Annotated in this window: 15 protein-coding genes; 3 read left to right on the forward strand and 12 right to left on the reverse strand. The window is 26.4% G+C overall.

All coding sequences use genetic code 11. From position 1 onward, the window contains the following. Positions 1–39 precede the first annotated feature (39 nt). Genes pyk through dnaE form a run of 3 tightly spaced genes read right to left on the reverse strand, consistent with a single transcriptional unit; the run spans position 40 to position 6,141 of the window. Positions 40–1,791, reverse strand: coding sequence for a pyruvate kinase (pyk, locus tag ACLGL0_RS01550; RefSeq protein ID WP_411013367.1), 1,752 nt, complete (start codon positions 1,789–1,791; stop codon positions 40–42). A 9-nt stretch (positions 1,792–1,800) separates the two neighbouring features. Then, positions 1,801–2,760, reverse strand: coding sequence for a 6-phosphofructokinase (gene pfkA, locus ACLGL0_RS01555; protein WP_314558035.1), 960 nt, complete (start codon positions 2,758–2,760; stop codon positions 1,801–1,803). A 12-nt stretch (positions 2,761–2,772) separates the two neighbouring features. Beyond that, complete coding sequence (dnaE, locus tag ACLGL0_RS01560; RefSeq protein WP_411013368.1) at positions 2,773–6,141, reverse strand: DNA polymerase III subunit alpha; 3,369 nt, start codon at positions 6,139–6,141, stop codon at positions 2,773–2,775. A 120-nt stretch (positions 6,142–6,261) separates the two neighbouring features. On the opposite strand from dnaE, the gene ACLGL0_RS01565 reads away from it, so the two are divergent. Beyond that, complete coding sequence (locus ACLGL0_RS01565; protein ID WP_314558039.1) at positions 6,262–6,651, forward strand: GrdX family protein; 390 nt, start codon at positions 6,262–6,264, stop codon at positions 6,649–6,651. A gap of 153 nt (positions 6,652–6,804) precedes the next feature. Here ACLGL0_RS01565 and ACLGL0_RS01570 read toward each other — a convergent pair whose 3' ends face one another. From ACLGL0_RS01570 to ACLGL0_RS01595, 6 genes are all read right to left on the reverse strand, one after another. After that, positions 6,805–8,163 carry a hemolysin family protein gene (locus ACLGL0_RS01570; RefSeq protein ID WP_411013369.1) on the reverse strand — a complete coding sequence of 453 codons (1,359 nt, stop codon included), beginning with the start codon at positions 8,161–8,163 and terminating at the stop codon, positions 6,805–6,807. Positions 8,164–8,309: 146 nt separating this feature from the next. Further along, on the reverse strand, positions 8,310–10,319 hold the full coding sequence (locus ACLGL0_RS01575; protein ID WP_411013370.1) for a sodium-translocating pyrophosphatase: 2,010 nt from the start codon (positions 10,317–10,319) through the stop codon (positions 8,310–8,312). A gap of 18 nt (positions 10,320–10,337) precedes the next feature. Further along, a complete protein-coding gene (secG, locus tag ACLGL0_RS01580) occupies positions 10,338–10,562 on the reverse strand; it encodes a preprotein translocase subunit SecG (protein ID WP_314558045.1) in 225 nt (74 codons plus the stop codon). Positions 10,563–10,655: 93 nt separating this feature from the next. Continuing rightward, positions 10,656–11,291, reverse strand: a complete 636-nt coding sequence (locus ACLGL0_RS01585) for a prepilin peptidase (protein ID WP_411013371.1) — start codon at positions 11,289–11,291, stop codon at positions 10,656–10,658. Between the two features lies 1 nt (position 11,292). Next, complete coding sequence (locus tag ACLGL0_RS01590) at positions 11,293–12,036, reverse strand: peptidylprolyl isomerase (protein ID WP_411013372.1); 744 nt, start codon at positions 12,034–12,036, stop codon at positions 11,293–11,295. A gap of 14 nt (positions 12,037–12,050) precedes the next feature. Next, a complete protein-coding gene (locus tag ACLGL0_RS01595; RefSeq protein ID WP_314558049.1) occupies positions 12,051–12,890 on the reverse strand; it encodes a CvfB family protein in 840 nt (279 codons plus the stop codon). A 235-nt stretch (positions 12,891–13,125) separates the two neighbouring features. Between ACLGL0_RS01595 and ACLGL0_RS01600 the strand changes: the two genes are divergently transcribed. Continuing rightward, positions 13,126–13,962, forward strand: a complete 837-nt coding sequence (locus ACLGL0_RS01600; RefSeq protein WP_411013373.1) for a hypothetical protein — start codon at positions 13,126–13,128, stop codon at positions 13,960–13,962. A 75-nt stretch (positions 13,963–14,037) separates the two neighbouring features. Here the strand turns inward: ACLGL0_RS01600 and ACLGL0_RS01605 are convergent, their stop codons facing one another. From ACLGL0_RS01605 to ACLGL0_RS01615, 3 genes are all read right to left on the reverse strand, one after another. Next, complete coding sequence (locus ACLGL0_RS01605; protein WP_314558053.1) at positions 14,038–14,541, reverse strand: hypothetical protein; 504 nt, start codon at positions 14,539–14,541, stop codon at positions 14,038–14,040. 12 nt (positions 14,542–14,553) lie between these two features. Then, a complete protein-coding gene (floA, locus tag ACLGL0_RS01610; RefSeq protein WP_269836886.1) occupies positions 14,554–15,537 on the reverse strand; it encodes a flotillin-like protein FloA in 984 nt (327 codons plus the stop codon). 102 nt (positions 15,538–15,639) lie between these two features. Next, on the reverse strand, positions 15,640–16,041 hold the full coding sequence (locus tag ACLGL0_RS01615) for an ATP-binding protein (RefSeq protein WP_411013374.1): 402 nt from the start codon (positions 16,039–16,041) through the stop codon (positions 15,640–15,642). Positions 16,042–16,165: 124 nt separating this feature from the next. Between ACLGL0_RS01615 and rodA the strand changes: the two genes are divergently transcribed. Beyond that, entirely contained in the window at positions 16,166–17,266 is a 1,101-nt protein-coding gene (rodA, locus tag ACLGL0_RS01620; protein WP_411013375.1) for a rod shape-determining protein RodA, read from the forward strand. Positions 17,267–17,269 lie beyond the last annotated feature (3 nt).

Raw genomic sequence — 17,269 nt, forward strand, 5'->3', positions numbered from 1 at the left:
CTATGTATTATAATATCACATATTTAAAATAAAGTAAAATTATAAAACTTTAACATCTCCATCATAAACTAAGCCACCAACAGTATCAATTGTTACAATTTGACCATCATGGATTATATTATTAGCATTTTCAGCTCCTATTATTGTAGGAATATTGAAGTGTAGTGCAATAATAGCAGCATGTGACGTTAGTCCACCTGTTTCAACAATTATTCCAGAAGCTCGATCTATATATTCTATATACTCTCTATCAGTAAATTTAGATACAATAATATCTCCATCTTTAAATTTATTACTTAAATCATCTATATGATTTATAATACAACATTTTCCAGTAATAGATTCTTTTCCTACTCCGAAACCTTTTATAAGTATTTTCCCAACTGTATGAACTTTAATTAAATTTGTAGTTCCTGCGACTCCTACAGGAATTCCAGCTGTTAACACAACAGTATCACCATCACTAATATAATTTGCATTTAGTGCAGTTGAAATTGAACGTTCAATAACTTCATCGGTATGCTCTGACTTTTGTGAAATAAGAGAAGTTACCCCCCAGTATACTTGCAATTTTCTCCTAACTTTTTCTGAGTAAGTAACAGCTAAAATATCTACAAACGGTCTAAACTTTGAAATTGCAATTGGAGTAATACCAGAAGCGGTAGCACAAATTATAGCTTTTGCTTTTAAATTTTCAGCAATCTCTTTTGTAGATAAACTGATTGAATTCATTATATTCAAACTATCTTGTCTATTTTTATTTTTTATACTATTTTGGAAATCAAATGAATTTTCTGTAGTTATAGCAATATTATTCATAACTTTAACTGCATCAATTGGATATTTACCTGCTGCAGTTTCACCAGATAACATCACACAATCACTACCATCTATAATAGCATTTGCAACATCTGTTACTTCTGCTCTTGTAGGTCTTGGATTTCTAATCATTGAGTCTAACATTTGTGTTGCGGTTATTACTGGTTTTCCAATTAGATTACATTTTCTAATAATTTCTTTTTGAATTTTAGGTATAAATTCTGTCTTAATTTCAACTCCTAAATCCCCTCTAGCAACCATTATTCCATCAGATGCTTCTATAATTTTATCAATATTTTCAACACCCTCTTGATTCTCAATTTTTGAAATTATTTTAATATCTGAATTTTTTTCATCTAAAATTTTTCTAATTTCAAAAACATCTTCTGGTTTTCTAACAAATGATGCCGCAATAAAATCTAAATCATTATCTATTGCAAATAGAATATCTGATTTATCCTTTTCAGTAATAGATGGTAAATGAATAATTTCATTAGGAATATTAACTCCTTTATTGCTTTTTACTATTCCGTTATTCTTTACTAAACATTTTACTTCTTTATCAGTTTTTGAAATTACTTCCATTTCAACTAATCCATCATCAACTAATATTGTACCACCAACTTTAACATCATTAGGTAATAATTTATATGAAACAGAACAAATTTCATGGTTACCTAATACTTCATCAATTGTAAAAGTATATATATCACCAGTTTTCAATTCAACTTCATCAACACTAAATTTACCAAGTCTAATTTCTGGACCTTTAGTATCTAACATTATTGCTATAGGAAGATCTAATTCTTCTCTTGCTATTTTTATATTATCTATTCTAACTTTATGTTCTTCTTGACTTCCATGTGAAAAATTTAATCTACAAATATTCATTCCACTAAGCATTAATTTTTTTAAATTTTCAACTGAATCAGATGCTGGTCCAATTGTACATATAATTTTTGTTTTTTTCATATTATTCTCCTAAATTGATAGTTCATCAACTATATCATACATGCTTTTATTAAATATTTTTTTACTTGAAACAGCTTCTTCTATAGTCACATACTCAACTTGATTATTTTTAAAAGATAATGCTAAATCTGTTTTATCTTGTAATAACAATTTAACAGCAACACTTCCCATTTGACTTGCTATAATTCTATCAACTGAACTTGGAGTACCTCCTCTTTGAATATGTCCTAAAACTGTAACTCTTGTATCAATTTTTGCTTTTTCCTGTATCTGTCTTTTTAGCTCATAAGGACTTAATATACCTTCAGTTAATACAATTATATGATGTAATTTTCCTCTTTTTCTTCCACATATAATCTTATTACATACTTTATTTATATCAAATTCTACTTCTGGAACTATAATACTTTCAGCTCCACCAGCTAAACCAGAATTTAGTGCAATATCTCCACATTTTCTTCCCATAACTTCTAAAATATTAGCTCTTCCATGAGAAGAAGATGTGTCACGAAGCTTCGAAATAGCTTCAATTACTGTGTTAACAGATGTAAAAAATCCAATTGTGTAATCAGTATACCCCATGTCATTATCTATAGTACAAGGTATTGCTATTGTCTTAATTCCACGTCTACTTAATACATTAGCACCTCTAAAAGTTCCATCTCCACCCAAAACAACTAGTCCTTCTATTTCAAAATCTTGTAAATTTTTAAGTGCTTTTTCTTGTCCTTCAATCGTTAAAAATTCTTTACTTCTAGCACTTCCTAAAATAGTTCCACCTTTTTGGATTATATCAGCAACACTAGATACATTCATTTCAAAAATGTCACCTTTAATTAGCCCATCAAATCCAAATCTAATTCCATAAATTCTAATTCCATGATATATACATGTTCTTACAACAGCTCTAATAACGGGATTCATTCCTGGGGAATCTCCTCCACTAGTTAGAATTGCAATTTTTTTCAAAATATCCCTCCATCAATTAATAAGAAATTTATCTTTCCCAAAAATATTCTCTAAGTCTTTTATTAAATCTTTATTAGTTAAATCAAATTTATTGTCTAGCTTTAAAGTTTTATCTTCACTTAAAATATATAGGATAACTTGATTATATCCTTTATATTTTTCTGATAAATCACCCAATGTTTTTTTTGAATTTATATCTAAAATGTTCAATTTAATGTACAATTTTTTTGAGTATATTTCATTAATTTCATTAGCATCTATTATAGCGAAATTAGTATTTCCAAAGGAATTTACTGATATTTTTATAGAAATTTCATATATTTTTCCTTTATGAATATCTAAATCCTTTACATCTAATAATTCAATATTACTTGAAAAATCCTCTACATTAACAGTCTTTAATATAATATTCTTTTTATTTCTTCTTGTTTTAACAGAATTAACATAAACTATAGTCTTATATATACCTTTGTCTAAAACTTTTAAATCTAACAACTTCATACTATTGTTATTTATTATATAATTTTTATAATCATCTAATGGATGAGAAGATATATAAAATCCTAATATTTCTTTTTCAAATCCTAATATTTCATCTTTTGAATATTTTTCTGTTTTTGAAAAATTTTCTTGCATAAAATCTGTACCTATTAAAGAAAGCTGTCCAGATAATTCATTTTTACTTTTTGATACTATCTGAGTATATAGATTTTCAAAACTATTTAATATTTCTGATCTATCTTTTTCAATTTCATCAAAAGCTCCAGATTTTATTAAATTTTCCACAGATGGCATACTAATATTTTTAGAATTTTTAAGTCTTTCTAAAAATTCCTTAAAACTTTTAAATAAACCATTTCTTCTTTCTTCAAGGATATCATTAGCTAGTAATCTATTAAATCCCTTGATTTGAGAAAAACCAATTCTCATACACTCATTCTCTGTACTATTTTTATAAATACTAAGATTTACACTTGGTAGTAATATTTTTATACCCATTTTCTTTATTTCTTGGAAATATTGAAAAAATTGTCTTTCAAAGTTTATAACTGAATTTAAAAGACATACCATATACTCTAGAGGATAATAAAATTTTAAATAAGCAGTTCTATACGCATTTAAGGAGTAACATGCACTATGTGATTTGTTAAAAGCATAGTTTCCAAATTCAACTATTAAATCAAAAATATTGCGTGCTAAAGCCTCATCTACACCATTTCTAACACAGCCTTTAATTTTAATACTTCCATCTAAATCATCTAATCCATAAATAAATATTTTTCTATTATATTCCATAATTTCCATATGTTTTTTTCCTATGGCTTTTCTTAAATTATCAGCTTGCCCCCAAGAATAACCCGCAAGTTCTCTAGCAATTTGCATAACTTGTTCTTGATAAACAATAATACCATAAGTAGATTTTAGGTATTTTTCTAGACGTTTATCCAAATATCTTATTGCTTTTGGATTTTTTTTGTTCTTAATATAATTTGGTATTTGATTCATAGGACCTGGTCTAAATAAAGAGTTTGCAGCAATTAATTCATCAAAATTATCTGCCTTTAAATCCTTTAAAAACAGTCTCATACCAGTGCTTTCAAACTGAAAAACTCCAATTGTATCTGCAGTCTTAAATAAATTTAAAACATTTTTATCATCTAATGGTATATTATCAATATCTATAATTTGATTATAATTATTTTTTACTAATTTAATAGTATCGTCAATAACAGTTAGAGTCCTTAAACCTAAAAAATCCATTTTTAATAATCCAAGCTCTTCTAATTCCACCATATTATATTGTGTTACTATATTTTCTCCACTTTTTGAAAGAGGAATATATTCTGTAAGTTCTTCTTTTGTTATTACTATTCCAGCTGCATGGATTGATATATGTCTATGAAATTTTTCAAATTTTTCAGAAGTATTTATTAATTTTTTTATATTTATATCTTCTTCATATAATTTTTTTAGCTCTGAGTTATCCTCTAATGCTTTTTTAAAAGTTATATCTAAACTATTTGGAATCAGTTTGGCTACTTTATCTACTATAGATAATTTATATCCTAATACTCTACCAATATCTCTTATTGCAGCTCTTGGTTTCATTGTTCCAAATGTTACAATTTGTGAAACATGATTTTTACCATATTTTTGAATGACATAATTTATAACTTCTTCACGTCTTTCGTTACAAAAATCTATATCAAAATCAGGCATGGAAATTCTTTCTGGATTTAAAAATCTTTCAAATATTAATTCATATTTTATAGGATCAATATCTGTTATTTCTAGACAATAAGCAACTATAGAATTTGCACCAGATCCCCTTCCTGGTCCTACTGGTATTTTATTATTTTTTGCAAAATTAACAAAATCCCACACTATTAGAAAATAATCTATAAATCCCATTTTACTAATAACTGAAAATTCATAATCTACTCTTTTTTTTATTTCGGTAGTAATATTACTATACCTTTTTTTCATACCTTCAATAATTAGACAATATAAATAATCCTCTTTTGTACTTATTCCATCAGGGACTATATATTCTGGTAAATGATAGGTTGAAAAATCAAATTCAACATTACATCTTTCAGAAATAATTCTTGTATTATCAACAGCATCCTTTAATGAAGAAAAGATTTTTAACATTTCATTTTCACTTTTTAGATAATATTCAGATTGTGTAAAATTCTTATCTTTTAATTCTGAAAGAAGAACTCCTTTTGATATACATCTAGCTATATTAAAAAGATTAAAATCAGTATTTTCAATATAATGAACATCATTTGTTACAACTTTATTCAATGAATGATCATTTGCAAATTCTATATACTTATTTATCATTAGTTCATCATTTTCTTCAAAATGAAAATTTAATTCTAAAAACAAATCATCATGATTAAATATACTTTTAAAATTTATTATTTCATTTTTTGCATTTAAATAATCATCTGATAATAAACATTTTCTAATATAACTTCTTCTTGAACCTATAATTAGAATTAAATTACTAGAAAATTTTTCAAGTTCATCTAATGTTATATATTCTCTATTTCTATTTTCAACTGTATATAGATTAGAAACTAATTTACATAAATTTTTATAACCATGATTATTCTTAGCTAATAATATTATATTGAAAAATTCATTATTTGGGTATGATAAAGTAAGCTCACAACCTATTATTGGTTTTATTCCATTTTTTTTACATCTTTTGTAAAAATCTATAACTCCATACATATTATTATAGTCTGTAATTGCCATTGCTTTAAATTCTAGTTCTTTTGCTTTATCTATTAATTTCCCTATAGGATTATAATTGTTCAACAAGCTATACTCAGTATGAACATTTAAATGTACAAAATTATTAGCCAAATTTATCACCTCTTTATTGATTTTACCATATTTTACAATTTTTTTAAATATATTTAACTTAATCACTTTATATTTTTCTATTTTTATGTTACAATTTTATAGTATGAAGGGAGAAATGATATGAAGTTTACATTAATTACAAATAACATTGATTTATATGAAAAAGTAAAAGAAAAAAAAGATTTAGAAATAATATTTGATGAAAATTATACATATGGAGACATTTTGGATATAGTTAAAAAGAAATTACAAAATGGTTATGAATTATCAACACATCCTCTTTGTGGTAGTATAAAACCAAACGAAACACCTTATAGATCAATTTTAATAGCAAAAGCAAAAGAATTAGATGTCAATGGAATTATAATAATAGATGAAGCCATAGAGACATATAAGAAGTTTCAAAATAATATGAAAACACCTCTTTGGATAGATAGAGTTTTAAGAGATTTTAGATATATTGATTGTAATTTATTGTATCAAACAATTGAAAAATTGGACATTGAATAAGAACTACTACTCTTCCATGATGCTTTGCATCGGGTGCATTCCAGAGAACCTTGTTGTTTCACAATAAAAAAACCGCTAAGAAATTAGCGGTTTTTATTTTTATTTAAGTAAGTTTTCAAAATTTGAAAAATAATAACTAATTACAAGCTTATATTATTTTTCAGAATTTTTTTGATCATCTTCTTCAGTTTCTTCAACTTCAACTTTAGGAAGAATTATTCTAACTTTTTTTACTCTATGTTCATAAATTGATAGTATATTATAAATAACACCATTATCCTCAACAGTCAACTTTTCTCCATCATTAGGTATATATCCTAAAAGATAAATCAACATACCTCCTAATGTGTCATAATCTTCAGAATTTTCATCAAGCTTTAAATTACAAGCATTATTCACATCTTCAATTTCACAAGCTCCTGTTGCGATAAAATGTCTATCATCTATCTTTTTGATTGCAGGGTTAGTTTTCTTATCATACTCATCATCAATTTCTCCCATTACTTCCTCAATCAAATCTTCCATTGTTACTATTCCAGTAAAACCACCATACTCATCAATTAGAACTGCCATCTGGTTTCTTGAATTTTTTAGTTCTAAAAATAAGTCATTAATATTCTTTCTTTCAGGTATAAAGTAAGCCGGTCTTAAAATTGATCTTATATCAACTTTATCGAATCCAACTTTATAAGCTTCTAAAAAGAAGTCTTTGATATATAATATTCCAATTATATTATCAATATCATCTTCATACACCGGAACTCTAGAATATCTCATTTGCATTAAAGTTTCAAAATCTTCATCAGGTTCATCTACATCAATCATAAATACTTCAGTTCTAGGTGTCATTACTTCTTCTGCTAAAACATCATCAAATGAAATTACTCCATCTATCATCTCACGTTCAGTAGGATTAATTATACCTTGTTCCTGACCAACTTCTACTATAGACTTAATTTCCTCTAGTGTAACTTGTGCCTCAACTCCATTTGTTGGAACCGATAGTATTTTTAAAATAAGATTTGTAGATATTGATAGCAAATATACAAAAGGACTCATAAATTTATATACAAAATTTATTGTTCCTACAGAAAATAAAGCAAATCTCTCTGCGTTTTGTAATGCTATTCTCTTAGGTACAAGTTCACCAAAAACTAAGCTAAAAAAAGCTAAAATTATTGTTATTAATACAAGAGAAACTCTATTAGCAAAAGGAATTGATAAACTTTGTAAAAAACTACCAAATTTATCCGATAAGCCAATAGCTGCAGAAGCAGAAGTAAAAAAACCAGCGAAAGTAATACCAACTTGAATTGTTGATAGAAATTTTGAAGGCTCTTTTAAAAGCTTTTCAACCTTTATTGCCCTTTTGTCTCCTTGTTCAGACAATGCTAGTAACTTTTTCTTATCCATTGATACTATCGCCATTTCTGAGGCTGCAAAAAAAGCATTGACTAAAGTTAATAAAATTAAAATAATAATCTGAAAATAGACCTCGGGTCCACTATCCATAATAACCTCCTAAAAATTTTTATTTAAAAAAATTATATCAAAAATTTAATTATTTTGCAAATTTTTAAATCTCATAAAAAATTCTATAAAACAAAAAAATAAAAAGTGTATATAAATACACTTTTTATCAATTTTTATATTTAATACTATTTAATTAACATTCCACCATAATTTAAAATAACTTGAGCAAATACTAATGCAACTACAGTCATTAATTTGATTAAGATGTTTAATGAAGGTCCTGATGTATCTTTAAATGGATCACCTACTGTGTCTCCAACAACAGCAGCTTTATGTGGATCTGAACCTTTTCCGCCATGATGCCCTTCTTCAATATATTTCTTAGCATTATCCCAAGCACCGCCTGCATTTGACATAAAGATAGCCATTAAAACACCTGTTACTAATGAACCTGCTAATAATCCACCAAGAGCTTCTGCTCCGATTAAAAGTCCAACTAATACTGGAACAACAACAGCTAATAATCCAGGAATAATCATTTGTTTTAATGCTGCCATAGTTGAAATGTCAACACATTTTCTATAATCTGGAGTTCCTGTTCCTTCCATAATTCCAGGAATTGTTTTGAATTGTCTTCTAACTTCTTGAATCATTTCATTAGCAGCATTTCCTACAGCTTCCATTGTTAAAGCTGAGAATAAGAATGGTAACATACCACCTATAAACATACCAGCAACTACTTGTGGCTTAGTAACATCAATAGATGTTAATTTTACTGCTTGAGTGTATGATGCAAACAATGCTAAAGCTGTTAATGCAGCTGATCCAATTGCAAATCCCTTACCAATAGCTGCTGTAGTATTCCCAACAGCATCTAATTTATCTGTAATATTTCTAACTTCATGAGGTAATTCACACATTTCTGCAATACCACCAGCATTATCAGCGATTGGACCATAAGCATCTACTGCAATTGTCATACCACAAGTGGAAAGCATACCAATAGCTGCAACTGAGATACCATATAATCCTTGTCCTGCATTTGAGAATCCATTTGAAGCCATATAAGAAACTAAAATACCAATAGCAATAATTATAATTGGACCAGCAGTTGATTTCATACCAACAGCTAAACCAGAAATAATATTTGTTGATGAACCAGTTTCTGATTCTTCAGCTATATGTTGAACTGGCTTTTTATCTCCTGATGTGTAGTATTCAGTAAATTGTGAAATAATTAAACCTACCAAAATACCAGCAACTGATGAAATAAACGCTGAATTACTTCCTAAAATTTTACTACTTAAAAAGTAAGTAGCAACAATAGTTAAAATTGAACTAACTATAGTTCCCATATTTAAAGATTTTTGAGGATCTTTATCTCCTCTAACACAGAATAAGCCTATTAATGATGCTAAAATTCCAACTGCAGCAAGTGCTAATGCAAAAATTACTCCTTCTTTTCCAAAAGCAACTGAACCAAGTGTAATACCAGATAAAATTGATCCAACATATGATTCAAATAAGTCAGCTCCCATTCCGGCAACGTCCCCTACGTTATCTCCTACGTTATCAGCAATAACTGCTGGGTTTCTAGGATCGTCTTCTGGGATTCCAGCTTCAACTTTACCTACAAGGTCAGCTCCAACATCAGCAGCTTTAGTATAAATACCACCACCAACTCTTCCGAATAAAGCTATAGATGAAGCACCAAAACTAAATCCAGTTACAATATTAACATCTTCAACTAAGAAGTAACATACTGTCATACCTAAAATACCTAAACCAACTACAGAAAGACCCATTACAGCTCCCCCTGAAAATGCAGTTTGAAGTGCTTTTCCCATACCAAATTCTTTAGCAGCATTTGCAGTTCTAACATTTGCTTTTGTAGCAGCTTTCATACCGAAAAATCCTGCTAAAATTGAACAAATTGAACCAGCTAAGAAACATACTGCTGTAAGTAAATTAATGGCTGCTCCTAAAATAATTGCAACAACAACAACGAATATAACTAAATATTTATATTCACGAACTAAGAAAGCCATCGCGCCTTCTTCAATGTAACCTGATATTTCCTTCATTCTTTCATTACCAGGTTCAATTTTTGTAATGCTTAAATACTTAATATAAGCAAATACTAACGCAACAACACCTACGGCAATTGCACAATAAAAAATAAAATTAGTATCCATTTTATCCTCCTAAATGATTTATTTAATCGCAGCCATAGCTATAGCTACTATAAAAAACACAACTGATGCTATAATAGTAATTTGACTCAAAATAGCGTCTTTAGATTTTTTTCCACCTTTTCCTGAAATATTAGTTTCAGCAGTTAAAGATGCAACTCCATCTGATTTTGATTCTTGCATAAGAACTGCAACAATTATTACAATACTTGCAAAGAATAAAATAATTTCCATTAAAACTTGCATAATACACCTCCGTACTTTTATAATTAACCTGCTACTTATAATAACATATTTACAAGCAAAAATCAACTTAAAATATTGATTTTTAAGTTGATTTTAAAAATAAATTATAATTAAATAACTACATAAAATAAATGGAACTAGTGGTATTTCTTGTTCTTTAAACAAATTTAAATCTCTTATCAACAAAAATTTTATAAAATAAAAAATTCCTGCTATAACAAAAGTAAAAAGTCCGATATATAATACAGTATACCAATCACTTGAAATTCCAATAAGTCCTAACATGTATATATCTCCTATTCCAAAAGATTCCTTTCCATAAACTATTTTTGACACTCCGTAAATTAGTCCGTAAAATATAATTCCAGATAAAAATCCAAGAATAGAAATCTCGATATAATTACTAAAAATATTAAGAGTAATTATTGGAATAAAGAAGGCTATAACTATATTTAAAAATATATATTTAATAAAAATATCTGTAACTGAGCAAATATATAAACACAAAAAGCATAATAAATTTATAAAATATAATATAGTATTTGTTTGAAATATCATAATAAAGTAAAAATTAGTTAAACTTATTATAATCAAATGTATTAAATTATAGTTTTTTTTTATATTTTTAAATGAAATTTTAATAGTTTCTGTATTTATTAGATAATCTAAATCAATTATTGATACAAATAAATAAACTAGAAAACATATTATCCCACCTATTAGATACATATTAATAGTTTCTTTCTACATTACTCGCTTTCATTAAAGAATCCATTTTTGAAACATATGCAATTTGTTCTTTAGCTTTAATAATACTTTTTTCTATTTCATCTTTAACTTCTTCTAAACTTAATTGTTCAGGAGCAACTTTAGATTCTAATTTTATTAAATGATAACCAAACTGTGTTTTTACTGGTTCACTAACTTTTCCAACTTCTGAGTCTATACAAGCATTTTCAAATTCTAATACCATTTGACCTTGAGTAAATTCACCTAAGTCTCCTCCAACTTCTTTTGATGGACACATAGAACATTCCATGGCTAATTCTTCAAATGATTCTCCATTTTCAGCACGTTTTTTTAATTCTTTAGCTTTTTCTTCACTTTCAACTAATATATGTTTAGCCTTAAAAACATATTTACTCATAAATAAATTTTTATTTTCTTCATAATATTCTTTAATTTCTTCATCAGAAACTTTAATATCACTAAATAATTCATTTAAGAAATGTTTTGCTAAAATTGAACGCTTAATTTCAGTGATTTCTTTAACGAAAGCCTCACTTTCATCTAACTTTTTATTATAACAATCTTGAATAATAAGTTCTTGTTTTATAAGCTCTTCACATAATTGTTTTTTTCCTTCTGGATTCTTATATGGTAAAGCTCTGTTTCCCATTAAGTCAATAAATCTATCAACATCACTTTCTAAAATTTCTACTCCATTTACAACAGCCATTACATTTTTTTCCATTATAATTGTCTCCTTTATATTAATTTTATACCATTTCCTTCAAAAATAATCTTTTTTGTTTTTAAAAGTCTTCCTACAGCTTTTTTAAATGATGATTTACTCATACCGCAAATATCCTTAATTTTATCTGGATTACTTTTATCATTTAATTCCAAAAATCCATTTCTTTCTTTTAAAATTTTAAAAAGAATATCTGCATTGTCATTAATTTCTGCATGAGAAAAGTTTTTTAGTACTAAATTTAGACGACCATCTTTTTTCACTTTTGAAATCCTAAAATTTATAGGCTCACCAATTTCTAAAACACCTACAATATCTTTGTTCTCTATCATTGCATCATATTTCTTTTCAACTGCAACAAATGCACCATAATCTTTATGAATAGAATATATAATTCCATCAACCCATTCACCCTCTTTATATGGTGAATCTGATGTTAAGTAATCCCTAATTTTCATTGTTGCACAAAGTCTTTCAGACTTATCAATATATAATGCAACTAAATATTTTCTACCTTTTTCTAATTTCATAGTTTGTTCTTTAAAAGGTAAAAATAATTCTTTTTCTAAACCCCAGTCTAAAAAAGCACCAATTTTTGAAATATCCATAACTTCTAAAGTTTCTAATTTGCCCATAGAAATTTTTGGAATTCGTCTAGTTGCAACATATCTTGCTTGATTATCTTTATAAATAAAAACCTCTAATTCATCACCTAAGCTATCTGTTTCAAGAACTTCTTTTTTTGGTAAAAGTATATCCAATTTTTCATTCTTAATATCCTTTAGACCAATATATGCACCATTATTTTTAAAACGTTTAATTGTAAGTTTTTGAAACTCTCCTAAATTATACATAAATTCTCCTCTGTTTTTAAATTAAAAATATAAATAATTATATAATTAAAATTAATTTTTAAAATAAAATGTTAATTATAAACTGATTATTATATTGTTTTTTTAAAACTATAAATATTATATCATAATAGTTCAATTAATGTAACCATACTAATTAAAAATAATAATTAAATTTGAAATCTATTTAAAATGTAGTATAATAATTATATACTATTATTATTTTAGGAGTATTATTATGTTTAATCTTAGAAAAAAAATTATTTTTTTATTTTTGTGTTTCTTTGTGCTTACATCATGTAGTAAAACCGGAACAAAAAATGTAGATAAATTAAATAATGAAATTAAAAATTCTTCAACACAATTTTCACTTACAACTGAAGAAATAAATGTATTAAAAAAATCATACAGTGAATTTACTGATAGTGATAAAGAATTATTTAATAAAATATTAGAAAAATATAACAAATTTAAAAATGAATCTTCTAATGATATTGCTTTTGAAGCAAAAATTTTAGAAAAACTTCAGGAAATTGAAAATTTTTATGAAAAAAAATATATTAATTTTAAAAATGAATCATCAATTGATGTAAAAGTTGAGGAAAAATTATTAGATCAAAATAAAAAAATATCACTAAACAAAATGGATCTTACAAATGAAAATTATTTAATTAAGTTAACTGAAAAAGGTAAGTTTATTTATAGTGTTAATAATAAAATTATTTTAGAAGAAGTTTTGAAAGAAAATGATAAACCTCGATATGTAAGAATTAAAATTTTAGATAATTCAAATGTTGAATTTAAAGGGGATATAATTGGAATTATTTTTAAAGACAATATTAAATATAATACTTTTAAAAATTTACCAAGTGGAATTTATGATATTGATAAAGATATAAATGGTGGAACATATAGAATATCAAATTCAACAAAAGATACAAAGATAAAGGTAATGAATAAAAATAACGAAATAACTGTTCTTAAACTAGAGGACTATAATGAAGTTAAATTAGATACTGGAATGAAACTTATAATTTCTGGTGTTGATTATATAACGTTAGAAAAAATTGACTAAAAAAGGAGACTACATAGTCTCCTTTTTTAATTAACATTTTAATAATAATTTTTCTATTGAACAAAGATTGAAAAATTATTTTAATGATTTAGGTTTCCCAATTATTTCAGAGTATATAATAGCTTTTGAAAGACTTTCTTTACCCTTCATAGCAAATTTTTTTGTTTTTCTTTCAATTAATTCATCTAAAGTTAAAAGATCTTTTCTCATTGATACTCTTTCAGTCTTTTTAGAATTGTACATCTGACTTTTTCCTTCAATAGAAGAATTCATAATACTTTGACCTTCCAAAGAAGTTGTCATTGCAGTTTTTCCTTCGTAAGAATAATTCTCTTGACTATTACCTTCAATGCTAGTAGTCATTACACTTGTACCTTCTGGACTTTCAAAATCATCATATGATTTTAAATTTTTGTTGTTCTTATTTTTAGATTTTGACCTTGTTTTAGATTTTTTTGAACTAATTATATAATCTCTATTATAATCTTCAGTACTTACTTCATTAATTTGATTTTTTATATTATTAATCTCAGATTTTAAATCTTCAATAAAAGATAAAAAGCTAGTATCTTTTTTCATAGAAATTCACCTCTATTCTGAAAGTGATTCTCTCATTTTAGTATCAGATTTTAAATTCTTTAACTTTTCATATTCATATACAGAAATATTTCCTTCTTCAAAAGCTTTTGCAATAGCAAGAGGAATTCTACTTTCTGATTCAACAACTTTAGCTTTCATTTCTTCAATCTTAGCTTTATTTTCTTGTTCAACTGCAACTGCCATTGCACGTCTTTCTTCTGCTTTGGCTTGTGCTATTTTTTTGTCTGCTTCTGCTTGATCAGCTTGTAATTGAGCTCCAATATTTCTACCTATATCTACATCTGCAATATCAATAGATAAGATTTCAAATGCTGTTCCTAAATCAAGACCTTTTTTAAGAACTGTTTCGGAAATTGCATCTGGATTTTCAAGAACTAAGCTATGTCTTTCAGCACTACCTACAGTAGTAACTATACCTTCTCCAACTCTGGCTATGATTGTTTCTTCTCCAGCACCACCGATAAGTCTTGATATATCTGCTCTAACTGTAACTTTAGCAATAACTATCACTTCTATACCATTCATTGCAACTGCTGCAATTTTTGGTGTATTGATAACTTTAGGATTTACACTAACTTGAACAGCTTCCAAAACATCACGTCCGGCAAGGTCAATAGCTGTTGCCATTTCAAAAGTCAATTCAATATTTGCCTTTTGAGCAGCAATCAAAGCATCAACAACATTATTTACATTTCCACCAGCCAAATAATGCGCTTCTAATTCTGAAATGTTAATTCTAACATTAGCTTTTGTCGCCTTAATCAATGGATAAATAATCTTTGACGCTCTAACTCTTCTTAATTTCATCCCTATAAGATTTGATATCTTAACTTTAACTCCACTAAATAAAGCTGTAATCCAAAGACCTACAGGTACAAAATAAAAGAATCCAAACACCAAAACCACAACTAAAATAACAATAGTACTATTAGTATTTGGTAACAATTTCATAACTGTTTGCGGTAAAATTCTCATAATTAAACCCTCCAAAATATATTTACACCTTCGTGTATATTTTAATTATATCACTTTTTATAAAAATTTCAATAAAAAAAGAAATCAATTTTTTACTGATTTCTATATATCACTTGTTTCACATTTAATCTTTGCACTTATTTCATTATTATTGATTTCAAGTTCATCTACTAGTTGTTTAACAATTCTAAGTCCTCTACCTGAAGTAGTCATGTTTATATCCCTATTTTCATTAAATATATAATTAATACCATCACCTTCATCTTTTACATTTATATGAATACAGTCCATGTTTACACAAACTTTTAAATTAATTCCTTTTTCTCTATTACATTTATTTCCATGTTCATAACTATTAATTACAATTTCATTAATAACAATTCGTATATTAAACATTATTTCTTCATTTCTAATAACACTTGATAGTTTCTCTAAAACATAAGAAACAGCTTTATCTATATCATCTAAATCACTCTTAATAACCTTAATATATTCAAAGTCCATTTTTTTCTCCTAGTTTTTAATAACTGATATATACCCAACTAAAAATAATTTTTAACATTTTTTCATTATTATTTGCATATTTAAATTATTTTTAATATAATATATACATTATGAGGTGATTAAGATGTTTTTTAAAAATAAAAATATATATAAAATTGATTTATTTATTCTTGTTTCTTTAGTTTTAATTATTTTAATAGGTTTACTTAATTTGTATAGTGCTACAATTAGTTTAAAAAGAAATTTTATGTTATCACAATTAATTGCGACGCTTTTAGGGTTTATACTAATGTTTGTACTTATTGCAGTTAATATACAATTCTTAAAGAGGTTATATTTACCTATTTATATAATCTCTATAGGATTACTAGTTTTAGTACTTATAATTGGAACAGGAGATTCAGTTGGAGCTAGAAGTTGGATTAAATTTGGCCCTATATCTTTTCAGCCATCAGAATTCGTTAAATTAGCAATGATAATTTGTTTAGCCACAGTTATTGAAAAAAATAGTACCAAATTAAATGAGCCAAAAACATTATTAAAGGTTTTAACTTTTGCATTTTTACCTGTTGGATTAGTCCTTATGCAACCAGATTTTGGTACTGCATTTGTATTTATTTTAGTTATCGGAACTATGTTATTTGTAGCAGGAATTAGCTTACGACTAGTTGTGTATACACTACTAGCTGCTATAGCAAGTTTGCCTATATTTTACTTTAGTTTATCTCCTTATCAAAAAAATAGAATTCTAAACTTTCTACATCCAGAAAGAGATATAACAAATACTGGGTATCAAGCTGTTCAGGGAAAAATTGCTGCTGGCTCTGGTAAATTTATCGGAAGAGGATTATTTAAAGGACCTCAAAATCAATTTAATTTTATACCTGAAAAGCAAACAGATTATATTTTCCCTGTTTTTGTTGAAGAGATGGGATTCGTAGGAGGAACAATATTAATAAGTTTATACACTATTATGTTGTATAGATTTATAAAACTTTCGAAAAAAACAATTAATAAGTTCAATCAAATGTTAATTATTGGAATATTTGCAATGTTTTTAGCTCATATATTTGAAAATATTGGAATGACAATAGGTTTAATGCCTATAACGGGAATTCCATTACCATTTTTGAGCTATGGTGGCACATTCCAACTTGTAAATTTAATAGCTATGGGAATAGTATTATCAATATCATGTGAAAAAACTCCACTTGATTTTATGTAAAAT

This window comes from Parvimonas pharyngis, assembly GCF_046569675.1.
In the GTDB taxonomy this organism is placed as follows: domain Bacteria; phylum Bacillota; class Clostridia; order Tissierellales; family Peptoniphilaceae; genus Parvimonas.